22 protein-coding genes and 1 tRNA gene are annotated in these 25841 nt (G+C 69.2%); 15 read left to right on the top strand and 8 right to left on the bottom strand.

From position 1 onward, the window contains the following. Nucleotides 1–123 precede the first annotated feature (123 nt). From JQN72_RS18970 to JQN72_RS14760, 4 genes are all read right to left on the bottom strand, one after another. Nucleotides 124–2091, bottom strand: a complete 1968-nt coding sequence (locus tag JQN72_RS18970; protein ID WP_204135890.1) for a DUF3732 domain-containing protein — start codon at nt 2089–2091, stop codon at nt 124–126. A gap of 4 nt (nt 2092–2095) precedes the next feature. Next, nucleotides 2096–2587 (bottom strand): three component ABC system middle component, encoded by a 492-nt coding sequence (locus JQN72_RS14770; protein WP_204135889.1) that lies wholly within the window; start codon nt 2585–2587, stop codon nt 2096–2098. 64 nt (nt 2588–2651) lie between these two features. Then, nucleotides 2652–3875, bottom strand: coding sequence for an ABC-three component system protein (locus tag JQN72_RS14765; protein ID WP_204135888.1), 1224 nt, complete (start codon nt 3873–3875; stop codon nt 2652–2654). A gap of 346 nt (nt 3876–4221) precedes the next feature. After that, entirely contained in the window at nt 4222–4995 is a 774-nt protein-coding gene (locus JQN72_RS14760; protein ID WP_204135887.1) for a DUF4145 domain-containing protein, read from the bottom strand. Between the two features lie 327 nt (nt 4996–5322). Here JQN72_RS14760 and JQN72_RS14755 point away from each other — a divergent pair, with 327 nt between their 5' ends. Beyond that, entirely contained in the window at nt 5323–6366 is a 1044-nt protein-coding gene (locus tag JQN72_RS14755; protein WP_204135886.1) for a hypothetical protein, read from the top strand. A 176-nt stretch (nt 6367–6542) separates the two neighbouring features. Here JQN72_RS14755 and JQN72_RS14750 read toward each other — a convergent pair whose 3' ends face one another. Continuing rightward, nucleotides 6543–6743 carry a hypothetical protein gene (locus JQN72_RS14750; RefSeq protein WP_204135885.1) on the bottom strand — a complete coding sequence of 67 codons (201 nt, stop codon included), beginning with the start codon at nt 6741–6743 and terminating at the stop codon, nt 6543–6545. Nucleotides 6744–7604: 861 nt separating this feature from the next. Between JQN72_RS14750 and JQN72_RS14745 the strand changes: the two genes are divergently transcribed. After that, nucleotides 7605–9026: an AAA family ATPase gene (locus JQN72_RS14745; protein WP_204135884.1), complete on the top strand. Its 1422-nt coding sequence runs from the start codon at nt 7605–7607 to the stop codon at nt 9024–9026. A gap of 122 nt (nt 9027–9148) precedes the next feature. Further along, entirely contained in the window at nt 9149–9874 is a 726-nt protein-coding gene (locus JQN72_RS14740) for a hypothetical protein (RefSeq protein ID WP_239100681.1), read from the top strand. 441 nt (nt 9875–10315) lie between these two features. On the opposite strand, the gene JQN72_RS14735 is transcribed toward JQN72_RS14740, so the two are convergent. Next, nucleotides 10316–10390: transfer RNA gene (locus tag JQN72_RS14735), tRNA-Arg, on the bottom strand. Between the two features lie 64 nt (nt 10391–10454). On the opposite strand from JQN72_RS14735, the gene JQN72_RS14730 reads away from it, so the two are divergent. The 7 genes from JQN72_RS14730 (at nt 10455) to rho (ending at nt 19418) form a co-directional block, all read left to right on the top strand. Next, a complete protein-coding gene (locus JQN72_RS14730) occupies nt 10455–10883 on the top strand; it encodes a response regulator (RefSeq protein ID WP_204135882.1) in 429 nt (142 codons plus the stop codon). Nucleotides 10884–10893: 10 nt separating this feature from the next. After that, nucleotides 10894–12540, top strand: coding sequence for an arginine--tRNA ligase (gene argS, locus JQN72_RS14725; protein ID WP_204135881.1), 1647 nt, complete (start codon nt 10894–10896; stop codon nt 12538–12540). Nucleotides 12541–12551: 11 nt separating this feature from the next. After that, the gene (gene lysA, locus JQN72_RS14720) at nt 12552–13991 is read left to right on the top strand and encodes a diaminopimelate decarboxylase (protein ID WP_204135880.1); all 1440 of its coding nucleotides are present in this window, start codon (nt 12552–12554) and stop codon (nt 13989–13991) included. Nucleotides 13992–14019: 28 nt separating this feature from the next. Continuing rightward, nucleotides 14020–15333, top strand: coding sequence for a homoserine dehydrogenase (locus JQN72_RS14715; protein WP_204135879.1), 1314 nt, complete (start codon nt 14020–14022; stop codon nt 15331–15333). A gap of 1 nt (nt 15334) precedes the next feature. Further along, a complete protein-coding gene (gene thrC, locus JQN72_RS14710; RefSeq protein WP_204135878.1) occupies nt 15335–16441 on the top strand; it encodes a threonine synthase in 1107 nt (368 codons plus the stop codon). A 5-nt stretch (nt 16442–16446) separates the two neighbouring features. After that, nucleotides 16447–17376: a homoserine kinase gene (gene thrB / locus JQN72_RS14705; RefSeq protein WP_307812713.1), complete on the top strand. Its 930-nt coding sequence runs from the start codon at nt 16447–16449 to the stop codon at nt 17374–17376. 218 nt (nt 17377–17594) lie between these two features. Further along, the gene (rho, locus tag JQN72_RS14700; RefSeq protein ID WP_307812712.1) at nt 17595–19418 is read left to right on the top strand and encodes a transcription termination factor Rho; all 1824 of its coding nucleotides are present in this window, start codon (nt 17595–17597) and stop codon (nt 19416–19418) included. A gap of 105 nt (nt 19419–19523) precedes the next feature. Here rho and JQN72_RS14695 read toward each other — a convergent pair whose 3' ends face one another. Together JQN72_RS14695 and JQN72_RS14690 are read right to left on the bottom strand one after the other, a co-directional pair. Then, complete coding sequence (locus JQN72_RS14695) at nt 19524–20006, bottom strand: GNAT family N-acetyltransferase (protein ID WP_204135877.1); 483 nt, start codon at nt 20004–20006, stop codon at nt 19524–19526. After that, entirely contained in the window at nt 20003–20857 is an 855-nt protein-coding gene (locus JQN72_RS14690; RefSeq protein ID WP_204135876.1) for an LLM class flavin-dependent oxidoreductase, read from the bottom strand. The genes JQN72_RS14695 and JQN72_RS14690 overlap by 4 nt, the downstream gene beginning before the upstream one ends. A 301-nt stretch (nt 20858–21158) precedes the next feature. Between JQN72_RS14690 and rpmE the strand changes: the two genes are divergently transcribed. The 5 genes from rpmE (at nt 21159) to glyA (ending at nt 25834) form a co-directional block, all read left to right on the top strand. Beyond that, entirely contained in the window at nt 21159–21374 is a 216-nt protein-coding gene (gene rpmE / locus JQN72_RS14685; RefSeq protein ID WP_204135875.1) for a 50S ribosomal protein L31, read from the top strand. A 193-nt stretch (nt 21375–21567) separates the two neighbouring features. Beyond that, complete coding sequence (gene prfA, locus JQN72_RS14680; protein WP_204135874.1) at nt 21568–22644, top strand: peptide chain release factor 1; 1077 nt, start codon at nt 21568–21570, stop codon at nt 22642–22644. After that, nucleotides 22641–23537 carry a peptide chain release factor N(5)-glutamine methyltransferase gene (prmC, locus tag JQN72_RS14675; protein WP_204135873.1) on the top strand — a complete coding sequence of 299 codons (897 nt, stop codon included), beginning with the start codon at nt 22641–22643 and terminating at the stop codon, nt 23535–23537. Before prfA ends, prmC begins: the two co-directional genes overlap by 4 nt. A gap of 271 nt (nt 23538–23808) precedes the next feature. Next, a complete protein-coding gene (locus JQN72_RS14670) occupies nt 23809–24558 on the top strand; it encodes an L-threonylcarbamoyladenylate synthase (protein ID WP_204135872.1) in 750 nt (249 codons plus the stop codon). Continuing rightward, complete coding sequence (glyA, locus tag JQN72_RS14665; RefSeq protein WP_204135871.1) at nt 24551–25834, top strand: serine hydroxymethyltransferase; 1284 nt, start codon at nt 24551–24553, stop codon at nt 25832–25834. Before JQN72_RS14670 ends, glyA begins: the two co-directional genes overlap by 8 nt. Nucleotides 25835–25841 lie beyond the last annotated feature (7 nt).

The following is a 25841-nucleotide window of genomic DNA, read 5'->3' as shown; positions in this document are numbered from 1 at the left end:
TTCAACCACCTCAAACACCACCGCGGCTTCGCCACCCGCTACGACAAGCTCGCCGTCCGCTACGCCGCCACCGTCCACGTCGCCAGCATCGACCACTGGCTGCGACGACTTTCGTAACAGGCCCTAGTCCCCCCTTGCCGCTTCCAGCCACGTTGCCGGTATGAGTTTGTCCCCGTGGCGCCACCGCTCTCGCACCGCCTGGTTGAACCAGGGTTCCGGCAGGTCGGCGTGGTCGCACACGATGACTTGGAACTCCGGAGCCAGCTCTTCAACGACGTCGCGCATCAGACTGAACATGGCCCGGACCGCGACCCGGTCCGCGTCCTCTTCGGGCTGCCCGCTCTCGTTGTCGTTCTCCGACGGGTAGTGCGCCTGGGTCGGCTGGTCCAACATCAGGAAGCGAGGGACCGGGCGGTTCTGCCTCGTGAAGTATCGGTGCAGAGCTAGGTGAGTGGCCAGGTGGTAGCCGACCCAGTTCTTCGCGCTGCCGATGCGCGTGAGGGGCGCCGGCCCAGTGTCAGTGTCCGCGACGACCGTCAGTCGGGCGAGGTCGAGCCGCACGTCCTCAGCGCTGTGCTCGAGGTCCAGCGCCTCCGCATACCGCTTGATGTCGCGGCCGACGGCGACAAGGCGCGAGGTCAGCTGTTCGCGGCGGTTGTCGTCGTCGAGCTCAGCCTCCAGGGCTTCGACGGCGGACCGGGTCTGCTCAAGCTGCTGCCGCAGCACCTCCAGGCCGGTCTCGTCGACAGACGTTGCTCGGGTAAGGATGGCGTCGATGCGCCCCCGGGTGAAATCCCGGCTGCTGGACTGGGCCTCGGCTTGCACATGACGACTGCGCTCGAGATCTCGGATTGCACCTTCGGCCACCCGGAGCTGCTCTCGTAGTGACTCGGCTTCGGCGTCCAGGGCGTCTAGGGCGCGACGCTGTGCGGGACGAGCCCCGGCAAGGGTGCCGACTTGGGCTCGAAGGTCCTCGAGGCTCCGGCGGAGTGCGTCGGCAGTCGGATCGGGATTCTCGAGTCGGCTGCCGCAGGCGGGGCAGTCCGGTGCGTCCGTGTGGCCATCGGCTGCGGCGAGTGTCGGCAGGAGGTTAAGCGAGGTGAGTCGAGACTCCTGCTGGGAGAGCGCCGACACGAACCCCCCTGCAGCCTCCGTCTCGTTGAGCAGCAGGCTCCTGTTCTCCATGACAACGCGAAGCTGGGCACTGAGCTCATCGCGGCGCGACTCGAGCGCCCGTCGGCGATCTTGGTCAGCTGGACCGTCTGCGGGCTCGGTGTCGGCTGGGCGGGCCGTCCGAGCTGCCTGCAGCACCCGGATCATGGCCGTGCGGTTCTCGACGTCGGCATCCTCGACGAGTCCAACCGCTCGGGCTTCCGAGTAGAGCGAGCCGAGTTCAACGTCAACGGTCTGAGCGACCTGCAGCGCGCGCTCGTACTCTCCGTCGAGACGGGTCAACGTGCGTCGGGCGTCCCTTAGCTGGGCTCGCTTTCTGGCTTCGTCCGGGGCAACCGCGCCGAGGAAGTAGGGAATGGTGTCCCGCAGCGCCTGGTCGATGCCGTCCTCGCCCATCCGGTGGAACATCACCGATTGGCTCGCGACCTCCGACTGCGACTGAAGGCAGAGCAGCGCGGCATGACCGATGTTTGCCTCTAGCCCCTGACGTAGCGCCCACGGCCCGGGCTCCGTCTGGTTCTCCTCGATACCTGTGCGGCGACCCAGCTGCTGTCGAAGCTGCCGGGTATCGGTGTTGGGCCGCAGGTCGGCGAGAACTGGCGGCTCGTAGTTGGTGCCGAACTCGAGCATGGCCAGAGTGGTGCTGGCATTCTGCCCGGCAGGTCTTGGACGGGCGACGAACGCGCGCGCTCCCGCGTTGTCCAGCTGCCACAACGCCCCGTACCACTCGACGGTGTCCGAGATCGGGCCGACCGGCACCAGGTTGGTGTCACGTCCCAGGCAGTACTCGACAATGGTGAGCAGGGCGCTCTTGCCGGTCCCGGACTCCCCGGTGACGATGTTCAGCGCCCCGGGCGTGAAGTCAATCCGCCGGGTCCGACCATCGGCGTTGTAGAGGACGAGGGCGAGAAGTTGCACCGGGTTAGGGTGCCACGCCGAGGACGACGAAGACGGTCGCAGGCTGCTCGATCTTGGCCAGCCACCGCCCCACGAAGCCGGCCCGGGCGACAATCTGCTGGACCTCGCTGTCCTTCGCGAGCGCGTGCCCCCTGCCGCTGGCAAGCTCACCCGTGAGACCGCCGTCGCGGTCAACCGCCATGATCCCCGCGCGAAGACCAAAGCGGAGTCCTTCTTGGACCGGGTCGCGCAGCGACAGGGCGCGCCGTGCGAGGCCGGCGTGTTCGACCGGGTGGTCGGCAACCCACGTGTTCAGGTTCGCGCGGATATTGCGAGGCAGCGATTCTCGAGTGCCGCGGTGCAGGACAAGCGGCGCGATGATGAACGCGTAGGCCCAAGGCATCGCCCGGTCACGGTCCCCCCTGTACCGGATTGCAGCGTTGGCGGTCAGCGTCGCCAGAAGAGCAGGGTTGAGCATGACCGCCTGCGTTCGTGAGCGTTCGCTCCAGGTGGTCATGGCCAGACATGATGCCAGCGCGAACCCGCTTCCAGACGCGTTCCACGGGACTCACGCTCCGAGGTCAGGCGCCGGTCGCGAGTGCTTCCAGCCTCTCGACGAAGTCGGGATGCCAGCCGATGCGCTGGGCCTCGTCATCGTGGCCGGCCAACTCGTGCCGCTTGCCACGCGCGTAGAAGCCCTCATGGTAGTGCTTGCGGACAGAGACCGCGGTCGACCTCAGCAGATAGTTCAGCAGGCCACGTCCCGCTTTGCGCTTGACAGCCTCTGCGTCCTCGGGGCTCAGCGCGTCAAGCTCCAGGTCCTGGACCATCGTCTCGAACTCGCGCGTCCACTCAAACCGCAGCTCGTCTTCGAACGTGCGGAGTTCCTGCACGTCCAACAGGCTGTCGCTGAGCCACTCAGTCTCCTGGGTAATCGCCCGGTGGTAGTCGATGATGGCAGTGCGCAGCGCGTTGCTGGCGTAGTCGATGAGATCGAGCTGGATGACGAACCGGGCGCCGTCGTAGAACTGGATGTGTTCGTCCGTTACCGAGTTCAGGGGCACGGTCGTGGGGAGGTTCTCCGTGGTGTACCTGTCTCGCAGGTCCCGGACCCAGCTGCTCACTTGCGTGACGCTGATGGATCGCCGTCGGCCGGCCAGCATGTCGAGGGCAACGCGGTGCCAGTAGTGCCAGACCTGAGCGACGAAACTGTTCTCCGCCTCTGCCCCGCCGCTCGGCAGCCCCCAGGTCAGCGACTCGCGAATCGCGACGTCGAGGTCTTCGACCGGCAGTTGTCCGTCGAGTACTCGGATGCGGTTCAACAACGTCGACCGAACAGAGGCGGCAAGGCCGAGGAAGGCCTCGCGGCTTGCCTGGGTTTCGGCATTCGTGGAGTCTTCGGCGGCCGCAAGGAGTCGCTGGAGGGCTAGGTCAGCATCTCGTGTGGCGGGCCGGAGAGCGTAGGCGGCCGTCCCCTCGGGAGCCACCGATGTGGTCACGAGGGACAGCTCGGGGCCCTGCGGGTCGCCCACATCTGTGCGGTCCATCCAGACCTTGAGCGTCTTCCACATGTCAACTGCCATGTCGCCGAGGCCCGCCGACGTCGACTTCAGGTGCAGCTTCACCTGCAACAGCTCCACGGGGTCGCCGGCCTCGTCCACTTCGGACCAGGCGACGTCATCGTGAAGCTCAAGGGTAATGGCCTGGTCCGGGCGGGTGTGCCCCTTGCGAAGCAGGTCAACCAGTGCCCAGTCGGTCTGGTATAGGTACCCGGCTGCCGGCCCGGCCGCTCCATGTCCAGCCATCCCCGAAGTCTCCCTCCGTCGACCGACATCTTCCACCCAACACCGCTTGGCACTCTGTGTGACGTACCAAGGTGCGCGTCACGCCGCTGGCGAGACGGTGCCACATGCGTTCGCCGATTGGCACTCAGATGAACGGTTGGCAGGTGAAGCTGTCCGTAGCGCACCACTGTTGGCACTGGCCAAACCAAGCCGTTGGCGGGGTGTCAGGCCCGCGCCAACCTCGTGCGATTGCACAGAAGACAAGACGGACACCCGGGGGGGCGATCGCCCACACCAGTCGCCGTTCGTGGCAAGACGGACGTGACACGCAGTCGCAGGAGCGAATGGGCGAGGTGGGTGGTGATCCTCAGGGCGTCCGATTCGGGCCCTTGGCGGCATTGATGGTCTGCGCGTGCTTGTCGATGTCCGCCCCGAGGAAGAGACGGTGAAATGCCTCGTCGAGCACTCGAGCACCGTCGAGCACCTCGATGGTAGTGAGGTCGGAGTCTTCGTGTGTTCCGGCATTTCCGAGCCACTTGACCGCGAAGAACAGGTCGGCCACTGATGGACGACTGGGGTCGGCGTTCTTCCACTCGGTAATCCGACTGTGGGCGCTGCGGAACTCCCCGTTTGTGCTGACCGCTGAGATGCCTTCGGAGGTGAGGAAGAGTTCGACTGTAGCTCTGAGAGCGGTTGCGGCGAGGCCGGGGTCGGCGAAGAGGACGCGCGAGGCGCGAAGCACTCCTTCGCGGACCTCCTCTGGTGCTGACTTGGGGATGGGCATGAGCAGCATAGGCGGGTGGAGGTGAGTGACGCTGTAGAAAGTGGAGTACGGAGGGCCGCCCTCGTTCTCGTCGTAGTCCCGCTTTCGGGCATAGTCGACTCGGTAGTCGCCTGTGCCGTGGACGGCTTGTTGGCAATCCGGATTTTCGCACTGCCCACGTACGACGAAGGTGCCGTTGATCCACTCCGGGTCCCACGCCGAGTGCGTTCGTGCGGAAGCCGATGAGTGGCTCTCGTCCTCAGTGGGCTTCGCGAACCCAACATAGCCGGATTGGCAGTTGGGACATGCAGGGCGGGGCCATGCCAAACCCTCCTCCACGGGTTTCGCAAGCTCGAAGAGCGCAGGATCGACAGCCATAGTCTCGAGCGTAGATGAGCGTCCGCTTCCTGACCTACGTCACAACAACGCCGCCCGCGGACGCACTTCGAGAACCGGACCGCTCGCTGAACTGCTGGTTGGTGGGCGGCAGATGGGACTGGTCACGGGGGTGGTGGGGGCAGAGGGCCACGGTTGGCGCCGATGCCGGTCCGCTCTTCAGATGACTGGGTACGACGCCATCAGCCCGGATCTGCTAGAAACTCCGCGCACGTTGGTCACGCGCTCGGGGTCTACTCGGTGCACGCGGCCATCTCGGGCGCTACCTCGTGCCGCTGCCGACTACCTGGGCCTGCCAGAGTTCTACCCATGACATTCACGATGATCGTCGGCGCCGGCTTCTCACGTGCCATCTCGTCACATGTCCCCCTCACTAGCGACTTGTGCGGTGTCATTACTCGCGAGGACCAAGACCCCCGCCAGCTTGAACTCATTCCTGACCTCCGCGATGGGCAAGATCTCGAACGATGGCTCTCCGTGCTTGCCGAATCACAGCCGTACCTGGACGAGGCCGTCAACGCCGGGAACTCGCAACTGTTCGTCTACGCGGTTAGGGCCATCAGGCAGGCCATCCAGGACGGGCAGGGACGGGCCATGGCCGAGCCAATACCTCCGTGGCTGGACCGACTGGTTCGATTCCTCCACAACGGGCGTCATAGCGTGGTGTCCTTCAACTACGACACACTGCTGGAGTCCGCGACCACGACCATGCTCCGCTCCGTGGAGGGCCAGAGAACCGCAGTCCCTGCGTTCCATGCTCAGCGAGTGCGCGAACAGGCGCCTATCTACCTCGAGCCTCAGGGTTTTTCAACGGGTCGACAGCGAGTATCCACCTACTCGCTCCTCAAGCTTCACGGGAGCCTTGACACGTTCTGGGTACCTGGAGATGTGACGGGCGAGACCATCGGCCGCATTCCGCCAACGGCGTGGGGTGCTGAACTCGATCCTCGTCTCGAAGACCCCGAGTTGAAACCAGCCGGCAAAGAGCTGTTTATCGTCCCGCCCGCATCCGCAAAATCTGCGTACTACGCCAACCCCATATCGAGGCAAGTCTGGCTGGATGCGCACGAGGCACTCACCAATGCGGAACGACTCTGCATCTTCGGATACTCCCTCCCTCTAACTGACCTCACAATCGGGAATCTGATCGCCTCCGCGACGACCGCGTCGGCCGGTGGGATGGCGATTGAAATTGTGGACTTCAACCCAGCCCCAGTTGCTGCCAATCTCAGGCGGCTTGGCGTGGCGAAAGATCAGGTCAAGTTGACACGAGTCGCCAACTTTGGCGAACTGGAGCAATGGGTCGATGGCATCGTCCGTGACGAAGACCTGACCGTCTACCCATCGGGATGACGCCAAGCCAGCGGGACGTTCGCTGCCACACGCCATGCGGTGTGTCCCCCAGCCCAAGTGGTCATAGTCCTGCGTCCTTCCGCCGCAAGCCGAGCTAGCGACGACGGACCGGAGGAGGCCCCTCCCTTGGGCCCTCCTATGGATCTGGGTCGTGTGCATGCTCAGCGCACTGGCCGTCAGAGGTAGCGGCGGGTCATCGCTTCCAAAACTGCCGTGACTCCAGGCTCGAGTGTTGGCAGGTCGCGGTCGTAGACACGGCCTGTGTCGAGCCGCACGGCGAGCTCGGTGAGGATCGCTGCGTAGTCCTCAACGGTTCGTGGGCGTGGATCGACCGGGACGTCGACGCGGTGGTGCTCAACGACCTTCACGGTGCGCACGGACTCAATCACTCGATCACGAACCTCGACCGCGGACAGGCCCGATTCGGCGGCTCGGCGCTGCTCCCAGGCGCGGTGTCGACAAGTGGGGGAGCACCACTTCGGCACCCTGCCGCGCGCCGGGACGGGTACGTCCGTACCGCACCATCCGCACGCCACCATCTGGCCAGGTGCGCGCGGAGATCGACGTTCCCGGTTGGCTGCTGACTCGGGTGGTTCTGCGCTCATGAGCACCGCCTCTGGGCGCACGATTCGCGCGCGATTTTGGTCGTCACAACGATAGACCTCACCCCGGCATGCATGAGGTGTGCGGTTGACGGGGTTCTGCGAAATCGGGGTCGTCGCAAGTGAGCCTGAGCGCGACCGAACGCTTGGTGCGAGCCACCGAGAGCCAGGGACGGCTGAGAAACTGGTGGCGGTGTCGTGGGAGCTTGGTCACCGGCGATCACTGGCGTCTCTGACGACGCACGTGGCGGCCAGCGTAGAGCGGTGCCACCCGCCTTGGCGGAGGCACTTGAAGTCGGCAGCGCGGATGTCGAGATGACGCCCCGCCGACGATCGATCCGGGTGGTGCGTCACGGACTCGGCGACGACACCCCGTCGCCGTGCTCCGTCCGCTGGCCGCGGTGCCACGCCTGCTGAGGCTCACGTGACGCCGTAGCCACCTGCGCCGACTCGATGTCTGGTTAGGCGAAAAGCACTCCTGCGATGCCCATGGATCAGCCGGTTGCGGCCAGCACTCCGCACAGTAGGTGTGTCCAAAGAAGCATCAACTGGTCGGTCGCCGTGCTGACTGCACTGAGGGGTGCCACGAACGCAGAGCTGCGGGGACATGCGGGCGCGACCGTCTACATTGAAGCCATGAGTGTCGAGGAGACGTCCGGGTCGATACAGGATCAGAGACAGCCGCGCCTAGTGCAGGTGGCTGTAACCAAACTCCTTGGCACGTTCGACCACACAATCGACTTCCCCGCGGACCAAGAGTTCGTAATCATCTTCGGCCCTAACGGTGTAGGTAAGACGCGACTACTAGAATTGATGCGTGCGGCCGTTGGGATGAAGAGTTTCGATCTTCTTCACACTCCTTTCTCCCTCCTTCGACTGCGATTCGATGACGGATCCAAGCTTGAGTTTGTTAAGCCAGAAGGCGTGGAGGAACTTCCGCTCCAGCTAGCTGAAGACGATGCAGATGCTGAGGAGCCCACTGGCAGAGTCTGTGAAGTGACGCTAACCCGAGCGGACGGCTCAGAAGAGGGTCACGTGATTCGCACCGCATGGGACGCTCGATTTGAACGTTGGCTCGAGGTGGCTACCAGTTGGACCCAAATCGATTCGACAATGTGGCGAGATAGCACTGATGGTGAGGTGCTAAGCACTGGCGAATTGTATGAACGCTTGTCTCGGGTCTACTGGAACTCTCCTCCTGGCCGCGCGACGGCGCGGAGACGTCGGATGGCAACCGTGCCAGACGGCATCAAAGACTTCACCGCCACGGTGCCGATTCATCTCATCGAGACGCAGCGCCTGATGGCAATGCCCAAGCCCACCAGCCGGGAGCCGTGGGAAGACGTCCCTCCCGTGAGCTACGTGTCCACGGTGACGCAGCACTCTGACGACCTGCGCGCTCAACTTTCACATACAGTCACTTCACACTCTCGTCTCAGCCAACAGTTAGACAGAACCTTCCCAAAGCGCATCATTGAGAATCAAGACAAGACGTCGAGCGACAAGATGATTCGGGAGCAGTATCAAGCTCAGAACGAGCTTCGTGAGCGTCTTGCGACTTTCTCGTTGATTGATGCCCAAGGAGAGGTCGAGCTCCCCGCGAATGAACTCGGGGCCTTTGAGATCAAGGCCCTGTCGACCTATCTGGATGACACAGAGCAGAAGTTGGCTGTCTTCACTGGTCTCCTCGAGCGTCTAGAGTTGTTCGTCAAGATCATGAACGCGCGACTCGTTCGCAAGACCGTAACAATTGATGTAAACAAAGGCATCTCAGTCCGAAGCAAGGAAACTAACGCGCTTATCCCGTCGGAGAGCCTATCTTCCGGTGAGCAGCACGAAATGGTGCTGCTATACGATCTTCTTTTCCGCACTGATCCCAATTCAGTAGTTCTAATCGATGAACCCGAGATATCACTCCACGTTGCATGGCAACAACAATTCCTTAGCGATATCCTCGAAATCGCGCGTCTCTCTGAACTGAGGTTCGTTGTTGCCACCCACTCGCCTCAAATAATTGATACGTGGTGGGAGCGGACCAACGAACTCACTGTGGACTAAATGTGCGCGATTCAATAACAGGCCAAACAATCTTCAACACCAATCAGATGACGCGAGGGGTCGATGGTCGACCCGTCGTCCTAGTAGAATCTGATTCTGATCAGTCAATTTTGGCTCCGCATATGCGAGATGAGTTTGTTCGTAGCGCCCCTGGATTTGGCAAGCGCGCTACCTTACTTGCGGCGGAATTGCATGAGGCAAATGGCGATGATTGGGTCATCGCCGTTGTTGACAGAGATCTCGATGGCATTTCGATGCCTAGCAACGTTTTCGCCACATCTCATTACGATTTGGAAGCCGAGATTGTCTTTATCTGTGCGCCACACGTGTCGCGGGTGGTCTATAGCCACCTCATCTCAGAGGCGACAACTCATGAGGCCGCTACGCGCTTGTCTCATTTGGTGAGGGGAGAGGCCGTGGCGTTGGCCGGCGCGATTGGGCTGATGCGGCGGCATGCGTCAGTACAGAAGTTAGGAATCTCTTTCGCATCTTTGCCAATACAGGAGATCGTCAAGCAAGGAAGTCCAGGAAACTACATCGAACCCGCAGCTCGCTTTGCATGTTTAAAAGCCGGTGTCCCTGGGCATCAAAGTGAGTTACGGACTGCTGCCGAAGCGGGCATCGACGGCGATGATCTCGAGTATCTCTGCAATGGCCATGACTTGCTGATAGCGATGTGCGTTCTCATCGGAGATATGGGGGGGCACCGGCCATCTCACAGAGACTTCGCGAGGGGTTTGCACGCAAGCATTGACTGCACTTTGCTCCGCAGGCTAAGTGTTTTCGACCCGCTTCGCGACTGGCTGTTGCGGCTCGCGGGCGAGGAAATGTGGGATTGCGCAGCCTAGCAGGCGGTGAGGTGCGGCCAGGGGTTATCGAACGTCCGTGCTTGATTAAGATTGGCGTTGAGCATTTGCTCGCGATGTAGAGGCTGCACATTTTGGTCACTTCGCGCTGGTGGAGCGATGATTGATGTGGGGCGGCTGTTGCATCGAGTGTTCTTCGGGAGGAAGCGCAAGGTTGTGTTCGGATCGACTCAGAGTCGGTCGAGATCCAGGCGACGGGCCGCTCGCACTGGCTACACGTCGCGTGGTTGCTTGTGCTGGGGAGCGCGGAGCGCCTCACGAACTGGCACAGCGTCGATTCCGATTTTGGTCTTCTTGGCTTCTTCAGAGGGGTGACGGGTGCAACAGCGCACCTGGTGCGGCGACAGCAGACTTCAGCTGTTGCACGGTTGTTGCACGCTCGACCCCCGTAAACACATCACCGCAGGTCAGAGACCTGCGGTGTGGTGCCCCCGGCAGGATTCGAACCTGCGCTCCCGCCTCCGGAGGGCGGTGCTCTATCCCCTGAGCTACGGGGGCCGAATGGCCATGTCACGGCCGAAACCGCGGCGCTGGGAGAGGCTAGCAGCCTACTCTGGCCCGCATGCAATCCGGGCCTGAGGACCCCGGAGCCGCACCCCTCGTCCTCGTGTGCGACGACACCGAGGCGATCCGCACGCTGCTCCGGATCAATCTCGAGATCGGCGGGTTCGTGGTCGAGGAAGCCGCGGACGGCCACGAGGCCATGGCGCGCCTCATCGACCTCGAGCGCCGCCGCCCGGACGTCATCGTCCTGGACCAGCAGATGGCTCCCTACGACGGATGGTGGGCCATCGCCGCCATCCGGTCCCACCCCCGGCTCGACGACGTGCCGGTGGTCCTCCTCACCGCCGCCACCTCCGAGACCGACCAGCCCGAGGCGAGCGGTGCCGGCTTCGACGCCCTGTTCGGCAAGCCCTTCGACCCTGACGAGATCGTCGCCGCCGTCTCACGCCTCGCGGCGGGCGGCAGGGGGCGTCGGCGACGCCCATAGACTTGTCCGGGTGACCCCCGAAGAGCTCTCCACCGCCATCCGCGGTGCCCTGCAGTCCGCCGTCGACTCCGGTGACCTCGCCGTCACCGTGCCGGGCGAGGTCCGCGTGGAGCGTCCGAAGAACCGGGACCACGGGGACTGGTCCACCAACATCGCCCTGCAGCTCGCCAAGCCCGCGGGGATGCCCCCGCGCGACGTCGCCCGCACCCTCGCCGGGCGCCTCGCGGAGGCCTCCGGCATCAAGGCCGTCGAGGTCGCCGGGCCGGGATTCCTCAACATCACCCTCGATGCCGCGTCCGCGGGCGAGCTCGCCCGCACCATCGTCGAGGCCGGCCCCGAGTACGGCCGCAACGACTCCGCGGCCGGGCACGTCGTCAACGTCGAGTTCATCTCCGCCAACCCCACCGGCCCCCTGCACATCGGCCACACCCGGTGGGCCGCGCTCGGCGACGCGATGGCCCGGCTGCTGCGCGCCTCCGGGGCCGACGTGACCACCGAGTACTACATCAACGACGCCGGCAGCCAGATGGACAAGCTCGCCCGCTCCGTCCTCGCCGCGGCCCGCGACGAGCCCACCCCCGAGGGCGGCTACCCGGGCGCCTACATCGCCGACCTCGCCGCGACAGCCGTCGCGGAGCGTCCGGACCTCCCGACGCTGCCCGACGCCGAGGCGCTGCCCGAGGCCCAGCGGTCCGCCTACGCGGCCCAGCTGAAGGACATCCAGGACACCCTCGCCGACTTCGGCGTGCACTTCGACGTCTGGTTCTCCGAGAAGGGCCTGCACGACGACGGCGCGGTCGAGCAGGCCGTCGCCCGGCTCCGCGAGCAGGGCCACGTCCTCGACCACGACGGCGCCGTCTGGCTGCGGACCACCGACTTCGGCGACGACAAGGACCGCGTGCTCATCCGGGCCGACGGCGAGCCCACGTACTTCGCCGCCGACGCCGCCTACTACCTGAGCAAGAAGGACCGCGGTTTCGCCGAGAAGATCTACCTCCTCGGCGCCGACCACCACGGCTACGTGGGCCGGCTCAAGGCCATCGCCGCGTGCGCGGGAGACGACCCCGAGCACAACATCGAGGTGCGGATCGGCCAGCTCGTGAACCTCGACGGCGCCAAGCTGTCCAAGCGCGCCGGCAACATCGTCGAGCTGCGCGACCTCATCTCGTGGATCGGCACCGACGCCATCCGCTACTCGCTCGCGCGCTACCCGGCCGACAGCCCGCTCAGCCTCGACGGCGAGGACCTGCGCAAGCAGTCCAACGACAACCCCGTGTTCTACGTCCAGTACGCGCACGCGCGCACCGCGAACGTCGCGCGCCTGGCCGCCGAGGACGGGGTGCGCCGCGCCGACGGCTTCGACGCCGCGCTGCTCACCGACCCCACCGAGGCCGCGCTCCTGGCGGTGCTCGGCGACTTCCCGCGCGTCGTCGCGCAGGCCGCGCACCTGCGCGAGCCGCACCGGGTCGCGCGCTACCTCGAAGAGCTCGCCGCCCGGTTCCACAAGTGGTACGACACCTGCCGGGTCCGCCCGCAGAACGCCGACGAGGAGGTCACCGACCTCCACCGCACCCGGCTGTGGCTGGGCGACGCCACCCGCCAGGTGCTCGCCAATGGCCTCGACCTGCTCGGCGTCTCGGCGCCCGAGCGGATGTGAGGCCCTGACCCATGCGTTCGCACGAGGCCGGTGCCCTGCACGCCGAGGGCTATGGAGGCCCACCGCTCTACCTGCCGCACCCCTCCGACGTCATGGAGCTGCTCCCGCAGCTCTGGGCGCGCACCGTCGGCCGCGACGACGAGGGACGGCTCGCCGTCGGCGGCATCGACGTCGTCACCCTCGCGGAGCGGCACGGCACGGCGGCGTACATCCTCGACGAGGAGGACTTCCGCGCCCGGGCGGCCGGGTTCCGGGACGGCTTCGGGGCTGCGTTCGCCGGCCTCGGCGGCGCCGACGTCTACTACGCCGGGAAGGCCTTCCTGTGCACCACGGTGGCCCGATGGGTCGCCGAGGAGGGGCTGGGGCTCGACGTCTGCACCGGCGGCGAGCTCGCCGTCGCCCGGCGTGCCGGCTTCCCGGCCGAGCGCATCGCGTTCCACGGCAACAACAAGACCGTCGACGAGCTGCGCGACGCGCTGGAGTACGGCGTCGGCCGCATCGTCGTCGACTCCTTCCACGAGATCGACCGCGTCGTCGCCCTCGCCGCCGAGCTCGGCGTCCGGGCACCGGTCATGGTGCGCGTCACCGTGGGCGTCGAGGCCCACACCCACGAGTTCATCGCCACCGGCCACGAGGACCAGAAGTTCGGCTTCAGCCTCGCCGGCGGGCAGGCGATGGAGGCCGTGCGCAGCCTCCTCGAGCACCCGGACACCGTCGAGCTCCTCGGGCTGCACAGCCACATCGGCAGCCAGATCTTCGACACCGGCGGCTTCGAGGCCGCGGTGCGCCGGCTCGTCGGCCTGCACGCCCAGGTCGAGGCCGAGCGAGGGGTCTCGATGCCGGAGATGGACCTCGGCGGCGGGTACGGCATCGCCTATACCTCCCAGCACACCCCGTTGCCCGTCGACGTCCTCGCCGACGCGATGGCCGACATCGTCGGCCGCGAGCTCAAGGCGCTCGGCAACGGCGACCTCACCTCGGCGCCGCGCATCTCGATCGAGCCCGGCCGCGCCATCGTCGGACCCAGCACCTTCACGCTGTACGAGGTCGGCACCGTCAAGCGGGTCGGTCTCGGCGGCAGCCACTCCCGCACCTACGTCTCGGTCGACGGCGGGATGAGCGACAACGTCCGGCCCGCGCTCTACGAGGCCGACTACTCGTGCACCCTGGCCAACCGCACCTCGGACGCCGAGCCGGTGCTCGCCCGCGTCGTCGGCCGGCACTGCGAGAGCGGCGACATCGTCGTCCTCGACGAGTACCTCCCCGGCGACGTCGGCCCCGGCGACCTCATCGCCGTCCCCGGCACCGGCGCGTACTGCCGCAGCCTGTCCAGCCAGTACAACCACACCCCCCGGCCGCCGGTCGTCGCCGTGCGCGAGGGCGAGAGCCGCGTCGTCGTCCGCCGTGAGACGATCGACGACCTGCTCGCCCTCGACGTGGCGGACGCCTGAGCCCGACAACCGAGGAGAACCACCCCCGATGGCCCACGAAGCCGGTGCCCCCCTGCGCGTCGCCCTGCTCGGGTGCGGCGTCGTCGGCTCGTCCGTGGCACGGATGCTCGTCGAGCAGGCCGACGACCTCGCCGCCCGGGCCGGCACCCGCCTCGAGCTCGTCGGCATCGCCGTCCGGCGCCCGCAGCGCCCCCGGCCGGACGTCCCCGTCGACCCCGCGCTGTTCACCGCCGACGCCGAGGGCCTCGTCACCCGCGCCGACATCGTCATCGAGGTCGTCGGCGGGATCGACCCCGTGCGCGGCCTCATCCTGCGGGCCATGGAGCACGGCGCGGCGGTCGTCTCGGCCAACAAGGCGCTCGTCGCCGAGGACGGCCCCACCCTCTTCGAGGCCGCGGCGCGGCACGGCGTCGACTTCTCCTACGAGGCCGCGGTCGCCGGAGCCATCCCGATCCTGCGGCCCATCCAGGAGTCCCTCGCCGGCGACCACGTCCGCAAGGTCATGGGCATCGTCAACGGCACGACCAACTTCGTCCTCGACAAGATGGACGCCACCGGCGCGGGCTTCTCCGAGACCGTCGAGGAGGCCCAGGCGCTCGGGTACGCCGAGGCCGACCCCACCGCCGACGTCGAGGGCTTCGACGCCGCGGCCAAGGCGGCCATCCTCGCGAGCATGGCCTTCCACACCCGGGTGTCCGCGGCCGACGTCCACCGCGAGGGCATTACCGAGGTCACCGCGGCCGACATCAGCGCGGCCCGCGAGAACGACTGCGTCGTCAAGCTGCTCGCCATCTGCGAGCGGGTCACCGTCGACGGTGCCGACGCCGTGAGCGTGCGGGTGCACCCCGCGATGGTGCCGAGGACGCACCCGCTCGCCAGCGTCCGCGACGCGTTCAACGCCGTGTTCGTCGAGGCCGAGGCCGCCGGCGAGCTCATGTTCTACGGCCGCGGCGCCGGTGGAGACCCCACCGCGTCGGCCGTCCTCGGCGACGTCGTCGCCGTCGCGCGCCACCGGGTGGCCGGCGGGCGGGGCCCGGGGGAGTCCGCCTACGCCGACCTGCCCGTCGTCGACCTCGGCCGCGCCGTGACCCGCTACCACATCAGCCTCGACGTCGCGGACCGGCCGGGCGTGCTCGCGCAGGTCGCCGCCGTGTTCGCCGAGCACGACGTCTCCATCGAGACGGTGAGCCAGCAGGTCGACCCGGACGACGACGGCAGCGCACGCCTCATCGTCGTCACCCACCGGGCCACCGACGCCGCGCTCTCCGAGACGGTCCGCGCCCTGGCCGCGCTCGACGCGGTCGACGACGTCGCCTCCGTCCTGCGCGTGGAAGGAGCCTGACGTGGCCGCACACCAGTGGCGCGGCGTCCTGCGCGAGTACGCGGAGCGGCTGCCCGCCCTCGCCGGCGCCCCGGTCGTGACGCTCCTGGAGGGCGGCACCCCGCTCATCCCCGCCGAGCGGCTGTCCGAGCTCACCGGGGCGAACGTCCTCGTCAAGTACGAGGGGCTCAACCCCACGGCGTCCTTCAAGGACCGCGGGATGACGGCGGCGATCTCGGTCGCCAAGGGCAACGGCGCCAAAGCCGTCATCTGCGCGAGCACCGGCAACACGAGCGCCAGTGCCGCGGCCTATGCCGTCAAGGCGGGGATGACCTGCGCCGTGCTCGTCCCCGACGGCAAGATCGCGATGGGCAAGCTCAGCCAGGCCATCGCCCACGGCGCCACGCTCATCCAGGTCGAGGGCAACTTTGACGACTGCCTCACCGTGGCGCGCAAGCTCGCCGAGGCCTACCCCGTCGAGCTCGTCAACTCGGTCAACCCCGCGCGGATCGAGGGGCAGAAGACCGCGGCCTTCGAGGTCGTCGACGCCCTCGGTGACGCCCCCGACATCCACGTGCTGCCCGTCGGCAACGCCGGCAACATCACGGCCTACTGGAAGGGCTACCGCGAGTACGCGTCACCCACACCGGGGGTCGACGGGCAGGTGCTCGAGCCCGCCGCCACCCGCTGCCCGCAGATGTGGGGCTTCCAGGCGGCCGGCGCCGCACCCATCGTGCTCGGCCACCCCGTCGACGAGCCCGAGACGGTCGCGACCGCCATCCGGATCGGCAACCCCGCCTCCTGGCGGCAGGCCGAGGCCGCGCGCGACGAGTCCGGCGGGGTCGTCGACTCCGTGACGGACGACGAGATCCTCGAGGCGCACCGGCTGCTGTCCTCCACCGAGGGCGTGTTCGTCGAGCCCGGCTCGGCCGCCAGCATCGCCGGTCTCGTGAAGATGCACCGGGCGGGGCGCGTCCCGCAGGGTGCGACCGTGGTGTGCACGGTCACCGGCCACGGCCTCAAGGACCCCCAGTGGGCGCTGCGCACCGCCGACGGCGCCGACGTCGAGCCGGTCCGGGTGCCGGTCGACGCCTACTCGGTCGCGGCGGCGCTCGGGCTCGAGGGGTGAGCGCGGTGCTGCGACCCGGGGCGGCGGTACTCGTCCGCGTCCCGGCGAGCAGCGCGAACCTCGGCCCCGGCTTCGACTCCGTCGGCTGCGCCCTCGGGGTCTGGGACGAGTGCCGAGCCGAGGTCACGGAGCGGCCCGGGCTCGTCGTCGAGGTCGAGGGGGAGGGGGTCGGGGCGGTCCCGCTCGACGAGACCCACCTCGTCCACCGAGCGATGCGCAGCGCGTGGAGCGAGCTCGCCGTGGAGGCACCCGCCGGGCTCCGCCTCACCTGCCGCAACGACGTGCCGCACGGCCGCGGGATGGGCTCGTCCGCCACCGCGATCGTCACCGGCATCGTCGCGGCACAGGCCCTGTACGACGTCTCCCGCGGTGCAGGTGGCGAGGACGTCGACCGACGGTTCGCGGGCGACCTGGCCGCCCGGCTGGAGGGCCACCCGGACAACGCCTCGGCGAGCGTCCACGGCGGCGTCACCCTCTCCTGGACCGAGGAGTCCGGGACGACCACCGTCCACCTCCCCGTCCACCCCGAGGTCGAGCCCGTCGTCTTCGCGCCCGACGCCCAGCTCTCCACCGCCCGGGCCCGCTCGGTGCTGCCGCAGCAGGTGCGCCTCGCGGACGCCGCGGCCAACTCGGCCCGGGCCGCCCTGTTCGCCCACGCCGTCGGCGCCGACCCCGACCTCCTGCTCGAGGCGACCCGCGACTGGCTGCACCAGGAGGCGCGCCGCCCCTCCTACCCCGAGTCGATGGCCCTCGTCGACACCCTGCGCGCGGCCGGCCACGCGGCGGCCATCTCGGGCGCCGGGCCCTCCGTCCTCGTCCTCGCCCGCCGGGACCGCGCCTCGGACGTGCCCGGCGTGGCATCGGCCGGCTGGCGGGTCCTGCGGCCGGGCATCCCGGAGCACGGCGCGTCGGTCACAGTCGTGTCACGACCGTGAGACGGGATTCCGTGGGGTGACGTTGCAGGGCCGCCACGGTGGTACTGTGAAGACGCGTTCGCAGCCGATGCCGGGCTTTCTCACCCGTTGCCTGCCGCGAATCGCCTCCCACGCCCCAGGGCATTGACCGCAGCCGGTCCAGGCTGCGCGCCCGGCGTGTGACTCTTCCACCAGACCGGCGTTCAGAGCCGGTCCACGAACGAGGGGAAGGATCCTTCGTGACAGACACCACCGTTGAGACGGCGGCCCCCGCCGGCCAGCGCCGCTCCGGAGCACTCTCCGCGATGCGACTCGCCGAACTGCAGGGCCTCGCCTCGAGCATGGGGATCAGTGGTACCGCCAAGATGCGCAAGGGCGACCTCGTCGCCGCGATCCGCGCCCGCCAGAACGGCGAGAGCGGGCCGGCGGCGCACAGCCCCGCGGCGCAGGACCCGGCCCTGAGCCGGTCCGAGCGTCCGCAGGAGCGCGCCACCGACCGGGCCGAGACCGCCCGTGAGGCCCACGACGGCGCCTCGGTGCAGCCCGACGGGCACGACGCCCGGCCGGCCCGGACCGAGGACCGCACCGACACCACCGACCGCCAGGAGCGCAACGACCGCGGCGACCGCGGTGAGCGGAACGACCGCGGCAACCGCACCGACCGCCAGGAGCGCAACGACCGCCGCGACCGCAACGAGCGGAACGACCAGCAGGGCGGCGGCCAGCAGAACCAGAACCAGAACCGCAACGACGACGAGGACGGCGGGGGCGGCCGCGGCCGGCGCCGCCGCAACCGGGGCCGCAACCGCGACAAGCGGCGCGGCCAGCAGGACGGCGGGGGCGGCCAGCAGAGCGACGGCGAGCCGCAGGTCCACGAGGACGACGTCCTCGTCCCCGTCGCCGGCATCCTCGACATCCTCGACAGCTACGCCTTCGTCCGGACCACCGGCTACCTCCCGGGCAGCAGCGACATCTACGTCCCGATGCAGGTCGTCAAGCGCAACGGCCTGCGCAAGGGCGACGCCGTCACCGGCTCCATCAAGGCCGCGCGGGAGGGCGAGGAGCCGCAGCAGCAGACCGTCGGCTCGCGCAACAACCGGCAGAAGTACACGCCGCTGGCCAAGCTCGAGACCGTCAACGGCATGTCCGTCGACGACGCCCGGCGCAGGCCCGAGTTCGGCAAGCTGACGCCGCTCTACCCGCAGGACCGCCTGCGCCTCGAGACCGAGGGCAGCATCACGACGACGCGGATCATCGACCTCGTCGCCCCGATCGGCAAGGGCCAGCGCGGCCTCATCGTCGCCCCGGCGAAGGCCGGCAAGACGATGGTCATGCAGTCGATCGCCAACGCGATCACGACGAACAACCCCGAGTGCCACCTCATGGTCGTCCTCGTCGACGAGCGTCCGGAGGAGGTCACCGACATGCAGCGGGCCGTCAAGGGCGAGGTCATCTCCTCGACCTTCGACCGCCCGGCCGACGACCACACGACGGTCGCCGAGCTCGCGATCGAGCGCGCCAAGCGGCTCGTCGAGATGGGCCACGACGTCGTCGTGCTCCTCGACTCGATCACCAAGCTCGGCCGCGCCTACAACCTCGCCGCCCCGGCGAGCGGGCGCATCCTCTCCGGTGGTGTCGACTCCGCCGCGCTGTACCCGCCGAAGAAGTTCTTCGGTGCGGCGCGCAACATCGAGAACGGCGGCTCGCTGACCATCCTCGCCACCGCGCTGGTCGAGACCGGCTCGCGGATGGACGAGGTGATCTTCGAGGAGTTCAAGGGCACCGGCAACATGGAGCTCAAGCTCGACCGGCAGCTCGCGAACCGCCGCATCTTCCCGGCGGTCGACGTCAACAACTCGGGTACGCGCCGCGAGGAGATCCTCCTCGCGCCCGAGGAGCTGAAGATCATGTGGAAGCTGCGCCGGGTGCTCGCCGCGCTCGACAGCCAGCAGGGCATCGAGCTGCTCCTCGACCGTCTGAAGAAGACGAAGAACAACTACGAGTTCCTCATGCAGGTCCAGCAGACCAGCTCGATCAAGCTCGACGACGAGGACGAGGACTGACGCCCGCCCTCGACAGCCGACGGAACATGCCGTGCCACCCCGGGTGGCACGGCATGTTCCCGTTTCGGCGCCGGGGGTCTCTGCGCCGTGGCCGCGGCTCGGGGCTCAGCCCCGCGGCAGGCGCCGGCGCATCGCGGGGAACGCGCTCGTCGTGAACCCACGCGGCGCGTAGATCCGCGCGCCGGCCTCGGTGGCGAAGAGGTCGACCCGGGTGACGTCCGTGTGCTCGGTGAACCAGGCGATGAGGTCGTCCGTACAGGCCGCCGCCAGCCCCTTGCCGCGGTGCGCCGGGTAGGTGGCGACGTTCGAGACCAGGCCCACCGAGCCGTTCGGTGTCGAGGGGCCGGGCACCAGGGCGGTCACCTCACCCACCGCGCAGGCGGCGACGGCACCCTCGACCTCCGCGACGACGACCCGCACCCCGGAGGCGTCGACGGCGTCGAGGAACCAGTCCCGGGCGGCGTACCGCCACGCCGGGTCGGCCAGGGCGGCGGGGTCGGTCCCCATCGCCTCGAACATGAGCACCCGGAGCGCGACGAGGTGGTCGGCGTCCGACCGCCGAGCCGACCGCACCGCCGGCGAGGTCATCGCGGCGGCCCGAGCTCGAGCCGACGACGGAGCTCGGCCCGGCCCGCGTCGGAGTCCGGGAGGTCCCACCACGACTCGACCCACCACGTGGCGCCGGCCTCGCGCCACGGGTCGACGGGCGGGCGGACGTCCCCGACGCCACCGTGGCTGTCACCCTCGACGACGACGTCGTAGCCGTCCATCGTCAGCCCGGCCTCCGCGCGGAGAGTGCCGATGCGCTCGGCGATCTCGCGCAGGCCGCCCGGGGTGAGGCGGCTGCCCGGGTCGTCGAGGCTGCCCCCGGCCACGGCGGCGAGGACCCCCTGCCACCGGGCCGCGCGCTCGAGCGACCGCTGCCGGGAGCGGCCCGGGACGAGCGCCCCGACGCACCACACCGGCGGGTGGGGGCGCTGGACCGGCGGGGGAGGGACGAGCACCTCGACCGGCGACGCCGACCAGTGCTCGCCGTGGAACTCGAACGGCTGACCACCGAGCAGACCGGCGTACACGGCCAGCCCTTCGTCGAGCTTCGCCGCCCGGACGGCGCGCCCCTCGTCGGGCTCGAAGGCGAGCCAGTTCTCGTGCAGCGCGCCGAGCCCGACCCCGAGCGTGACCCGCCCGCCGGACAGCCGGTCGACCGACCCCACCCGGCTCGCGAGGTCCCACGGCTTGTAGCGCGCCGCCGGGGTGAGGAGGGTGCCGAGCCGGATGCGTTCGGTCGTCGTCGCGGCCGCCGCCAGGGTGGCCCAGGCGTCCTGCGCCCAGACCGCCTCCCAGGTGAGCACCATGTCCCACCCGGCGTCCTCGGCGACCCGGGCGAGCTCGCAGAACTGCGTCTCCGACACGAACGGCAGGACGGCTCCGAACCTCATCCTGCGACCGTAGCGGTGCCCGCCGACCAACCCGCCCTCCGTGCTGCCGACCGGGCGTCCTGACGCGCCCGGCAGCGCGGGCGGTGCGGAAGCGCAGCAGCGCTCACGCATCGGGAATGGGCCCGGTCCCGGCGTCGTTTAGGTGACGGTGTGCCTGCTCTGGCACACTTGACCGCTGGACCGGTTCACGGCAGTGACGCGTTTCCTGAGCGACCTCCCCACGAGGGTCGCAGGCGGGGCGCCAGAGGGTTTGCAGCACGGTGCTGAGCCCGCCGACCCGGAGACATCCAAGGAGAGAATCGTGAAGAAGGACATCCACCCGAGCTACGTGGAGACCACGGTCACCTGCACCTGTGGCAACACGTTCACGACGCGCAGCACCGCCGAGAACGGCGTCATCCACGCCGACGTGTGCTCCAACTGCCACCCGTTCTACACGGGCAAGCAGAAGATCCTCGACACCGGCGGCCGCGTCGCCCGCTTCGAGGCCCGCTACGGCAAGAAGGCCGCCAAGTAGCACCTCCGACGCGCCGGTCCGCCTCCGTGGTGGGCCGGCGCGTCGCTGTTCGTGGCCGCCCGCCGTCGCGGCGGCCGAGACCCCGGTTCGTCAACGAGACACCGGCTCGCTTCCCGTGTCTCGGCGACATTTCGGGGTGACCCCGAAATGTCGAGGCCAGGCCCGCGGAACGGGCGGGAGGAGGAGGCGTTCGATGCTCGAGTCCGCCGAGGCGCTCGTCGCCGAGCACGCCGCTCTCGAACGGGAGATGGCCGACCCCGCCGTCGCCTCCGACCCCGACCGGCTGCGCGACGTCAACCGCCGCTACGCCGCCCTCGGCCCGGTCGTCGCCGCGCACCGGGCGTGGACCGCGTCCCGCGACGACCTCGCGGCCGCCCGCGAGCTCGCCGCCGAGGACGCCTCCTTCGCGGCCGAGGTGCCCGCTCTGGAGGAGGCCGAGGCCGGCGCCGCCCACCGGCTGCGCCGCCTGCTCGTCCCGCGAGACCCCGACGACGACCGCGACGTCATCCTCGAGGTCAAGGCGGGGGAGGGCGGCGAGGAGTCGGCCCTGTTCGCCGGTGACCTGCTGCGGATGTACCTCCGGCACGCCGAGCGTCGCGGCTGGCGCACCGAGGTCCTCGACGCCACCGAGTCCGACCTCGGGGGGTACAAGGACGTCCGGGTCGCCGTGAAGTCGCGTGGCACGCCGGAGCCCGGGGAGGCGCCCTGGGCCCGGCTCAAGTTCGAGGGCGGGGTGCACCGCGTGCAGCGCGTGCCCGTCACCGAGAGCCAGGGCCGCATCCACACCTCCGCCGCGGGGGTCTGGGTCATGCCGGAGGCCGAGGAGGTAGAGGTCTCCATCGACCCGCACGACCTGCGCATCGACGTCTTCCGGTCCAGCGGCCCCGGCGGGCAGAGCGTGAACACCACCGACTCGGCCGTGCGGATCACCCACGTGCCCACGGGTGTCGTCGTCTCCTGCCAGAACGAGAAGTCCCAGCTGCAGAACCGCGAGGCCGCGCTGCGCGTGCTCCGGGCCCGGCTGCACCAGATGGCGGCGGACGAGCGCAACGCCGCCGACGCCGACGCGCGCGCCAGCCAGGTGCGCACGGTCGACCGCTCCGAGCGCATCCGCACCTACAACTTCCCCGAGAACCGGGTCAGCGACCATCGCACCGGCTTCAAGGCCTACAACCTCGACGCCGTGCTCGACGGCGACCTCGACCCCGTCGTCCAGTCCGCGGTGGACGCCGACGAGGCGGCCCGGCTCGCGAAGATCGCGGACGGATGAGCGAGGCCACCCTCGACGGCATCGTCGCCCGGGCCCGCGCGGCCCTCGCCGCAGCCGACGTGCCGTCGCCCGAGGCGGACGCCCTCGAGCTCGCGTCCTTCGCCCTGGGCTGCGACACCGCCGAGGTCCGCCGCCGGATGGTGCTGCGCACGCCCGTGGACGACCAGGACGCCGCCCGCTTCCAGGACCTCGTCGAGGAGCGGTTGCTGCGCGTGCCGCTGCAGCACCTCACCGGGCGGGCGTTCTTCCGCCGCCTGGCCCTCGCGGTCGGCCCGGGGGTCTTCGTGCCACGGCCGGAGACCGAGGTGACGGCCGGCCTCGCGATCGACGCCGCGCTGGCCGCCGGGCCCGATCCGGTCGTCGTCGACCTCTGCACCGGGTCGGGTGCCATCGCGCTCGCCGTGGCCGACGAGGTGCCCGGCGCGCGCGTCCACGCCGTCGAGCTCTCGGAGGAGGCACACGCCTGGGCGGCGCAGAACGTCGCGCGGTACGCGGGGTCGACCGAGCACGCCGTCGACCTGCGGCTCGGGGACGCCACCACGGCCTTCGACGACCTGGAGGGCACCGTGGACGTCGTCGTGAGCAACCCGCCGTACATCCCGGACGGTGCGGTGCCGGTCGACCCGGAGGTGCGCGACCACGACCCGGAGGTCGCGCTCTACGGGCGTTCGGCGGACGGGTTGACGGTGCCGCTCGCGGTGGGGGAGCGGGCAGCGGTGCTGCTGCGCCCGGGTGGCGTACTCGTCATGGAGCACGCCGACGCCCAGGGCGAGTCGCTGCCCGCGGCGCTCAGGAGCACCGGGGCCTGGGCGACGGTCGAGGACCGGGCCGACCTGACCGGCCGTCCCCGGGTGACGACGGCCGTCCTGGGGAGGGCGACGGAGAGGAGATGAGGGGTGACTCGGAGGGGACCCCTACGGGTCGGCCTCTTCTCGACCGAACCCGCGGGGTCACGCCTCAGACGCGGCCGAGAATGAAGATCAGCAGTGCGATGATCAGGAGCACGCCGACGACGGTCCAGATGAGACCGGAACCACGCATGGGTCACCTCTCTTGTCGATCCGCAGGCGACTCTCGCCCGCGGCCAGCACCTGACCCTAGGGGTACGGGGCGCCGGTGTGGCGTCTGCGGACCGAGCAAAACCGGAGCCCTAGGCTGTCCGTCATGAGCCCCGTCTTCGACTGCACGACCGAGGCCGGGCGCGCCGACGCCCTCCCCAAGGTCGCCGACGGGGTCCGCCGCGGCCGCCTCGTCGTCCTCCCGACGGACACCGTCTACGGCATCGGTGCGGACGCGTTCTCGCCGGATGCCGTCCGCGACCTCCTCGACGCCAAGGGCCGCGGCAGCGACATGCCACCGCCCGTCCTCGTGCCCGAGGCACGCACCCTCGAGGGGCTCGCCACCGACGTCCCCGAGTACGCCCGGGCCCTCGTGCGTGAGTTCTGGCCCGGACCGCTGACCGTCGTCCTGCGGGCCCAGCCCTCGCTCATGTGGGACCTCGGCGACACCGGCGGCACCGTCGCGCTGCGGATGCCGGACGACGACGTCGCCCTGGCCCTGCTGCGCGAGGTCGGCCCCATGGCGGTGAGCAGCGCGAACCGCACGGGCCACCCGGCCAGCCGCACGGTCGTCGAGGCCGCGAGCCAGCTGGGGGCGAGCGTCCAGTTCTACCTCGACGGCGGGCCTAGCACGGGAGGGCTGGCCTCGACCATCGTCGACTGCACCCGCGACGAGCCGGAGGTACTGCGGCTCGGGGCGATCTCGGAGGAGGACGTCATGGACGTCGTCCGGCGGGCCCGCGGCGACGCCCTAGAGTTGGGCGACGCGGGCACCGGCCCGGGTGCCGACGACCCTCGTGCCGAGACCGACGCACCGACCCAGAGCGAGCCGCGGGAGACCCCTGACGATGAGTGAGACGTTCTACGGATCCGACTTCGACGCGCTGCAGGCGTTCGACCCCGAGATCGCCGGGGTCCTCACCGGGGAGCTCGCCCGGCTCCGGGGCGGCCTGCAGCTCATCGCGAGCGAGAACCTCTCGAGCCCCGAGGTCCTCACCGCGCTCGGCTCGACGCTCTCGAACAAGTACGCGGAGGGCTACCCCGGCCGCCGGTACTACGGCGGGTGCGCCCAGGTCGACATCGCCGAGGAGCTCGCCGTCGAGCGGTGCAAGGCCCTGTTCGGCGCCGACCACGCCAACGTCCAGCCGCACTCGGGGGCGAGCGCGAACCAGGCGGTCTACGGGGCGTTCCTCACGCCCGGCGAGACCATCCTCGCCATGAGCCTCCCGCACGGCGGCCACCTGACCCACGGCACCAAGGTGTCGTTCTCGGGCAAGTGGTTCGACGCCGTCCACTACGGCGTCGACAAGGACACCGAGGACATCGACTACGACGAGGTCGAGCGGCTCGCGCGCGAGCACCGCCCGAAGGTCATCCTCGCCGGCGGCTCGGCCATCCCGCGGCTCATCGACTTCGCGCGGTTCCGGGCCATCGCCGACGAGGTCGGCGCGATCTTCTGGGTCGACGCCGCGCACTTCATCGGTCTCGTCGCCGGCGGCGCGATCCCCAGCCCCGTGCCGCACGCCGACGTCGTCTCGTTCACGACCCACAAGGTGCTGCGCGGCCCGCGATCGGGCGCCATCGTCTGCCGCGAGGAGCACCGCGCCGCCATCGACAAGGCCGTCTTCCCGATGATGCAGGGCGGCCCGCAGATGCACACCGTCGCGGCCAAGGCGGTGAACTTCAAGGAGTGCGCCACGCCGGAGTACGCCGAGTACACCCGCCAGGTCGTGGCCAACGCCGCGGTGCTCGCCGAGGCGCTCGGCGAGCAGGGCATCCGGCCGACGACCGGTGGCACCGACACCCACCTGTCGCTGCACGACCTCCAGGGCGTGCTCGTCACCGGGGTCGACGCCGAGGCCCGGTGCGACGCCGCCGGCATCACGCTCAACAAGAACGCCATCCCCTTCGACCCGCAGAAGCCGAACATCGCCTCCGGCATCCGGGTCGGCACCCCGTGCGTCACGACGCAGGGGATGGGGGAGGCCGAGATGCGCCGGGTCGGGCAGCTCATCGCCCGCGCGGTCGTCGACGGCGACGCCGACCCCGAGCACCCGGTCTCCCGCGAGGTGCGGGCCGGCGTCACCGAGCTCGTCGACGCCTTCCCGGCGTACCCCCGCACCGGCGCCTGAGCGGCCC

The organism is Phycicoccus sp. CSK15P-2, from assembly GCF_016888005.1.
Classification (GTDB): Bacteria; Actinomycetota; Actinomycetes; order Actinomycetales; family Dermatophilaceae; genus Phycicoccus.
This window is presented reverse-complemented; position numbering and strand designations above follow the sequence as displayed.

Excerpts from the sequence above, each read along its gene's own strand:
- JQN72_RS14695 (WP_204135877.1), bottom strand. The coding sequence starts at position 20,006 with ATGACCTCGCCGGCGGTGCGGTCGGCTCGGCGGTCGGACGCCGACCAC.
- JQN72_RS14745 (WP_204135884.1), top strand. The coding sequence starts at position 7,605 with ATGAGTGTCGAGGAGACGTCCGGGTCGATACAGGATCAGAGACAGCCG.
- JQN72_RS14755 (WP_204135886.1), top strand. The coding sequence starts at position 5,323 with ATGACATTCACGATGATCGTCGGCGCCGGCTTCTCACGTGCCATCTCG.
- JQN72_RS14670 (WP_204135872.1), top strand. The coding sequence starts at position 23,809 with ATGAGCCCCGTCTTCGACTGCACGACCGAGGCCGGGCGCGCCGACGCC.
- JQN72_RS14715 (WP_204135879.1), top strand. The coding sequence starts at position 14,020 with ATGGCCCACGAAGCCGGTGCCCCCCTGCGCGTCGCCCTGCTCGGGTGC.
- lysA (WP_204135880.1), top strand. The coding sequence starts at position 12,552 with ATGCGTTCGCACGAGGCCGGTGCCCTGCACGCCGAGGGCTATGGAGGC.
- prmC (WP_204135873.1), top strand. The coding sequence starts at position 22,641 with ATGAGCGAGGCCACCCTCGACGGCATCGTCGCCCGGGCCCGCGCGGCC.
- JQN72_RS14770 (WP_204135889.1), bottom strand. The coding sequence starts at position 2,587 with ATGACCACCTGGAGCGAACGCTCACGAACGCAGGCGGTCATGCTCAAC.
- JQN72_RS14690 (WP_204135876.1), bottom strand. The coding sequence starts at position 20,857 with ATGAGGTTCGGAGCCGTCCTGCCGTTCGTGTCGGAGACGCAGTTCTGC.
- JQN72_RS14730 (WP_204135882.1), top strand. The coding sequence starts at position 10,455 with ATGCAATCCGGGCCTGAGGACCCCGGAGCCGCACCCCTCGTCCTCGTG.
- JQN72_RS14740 (WP_239100681.1), top strand. The coding sequence starts at position 9,149 with ATGCGAGATGAGTTTGTTCGTAGCGCCCCTGGATTTGGCAAGCGCGCT.
- JQN72_RS14765 (WP_204135888.1), bottom strand. The coding sequence starts at position 3,875 with ATGGCTGGACATGGAGCGGCCGGGCCGGCAGCCGGGTACCTATACCAG.
- prfA (WP_204135874.1), top strand. The coding sequence starts at position 21,568 with ATGCTCGAGTCCGCCGAGGCGCTCGTCGCCGAGCACGCCGCTCTCGAA.
- JQN72_RS14760 (WP_204135887.1), bottom strand. The coding sequence starts at position 4,995 with ATGGCTGTCGATCCTGCGCTCTTCGAGCTTGCGAAACCCGTGGAGGAG.
- glyA (WP_204135871.1), top strand. The coding sequence starts at position 24,551 with ATGAGTGAGACGTTCTACGGATCCGACTTCGACGCGCTGCAGGCGTTC.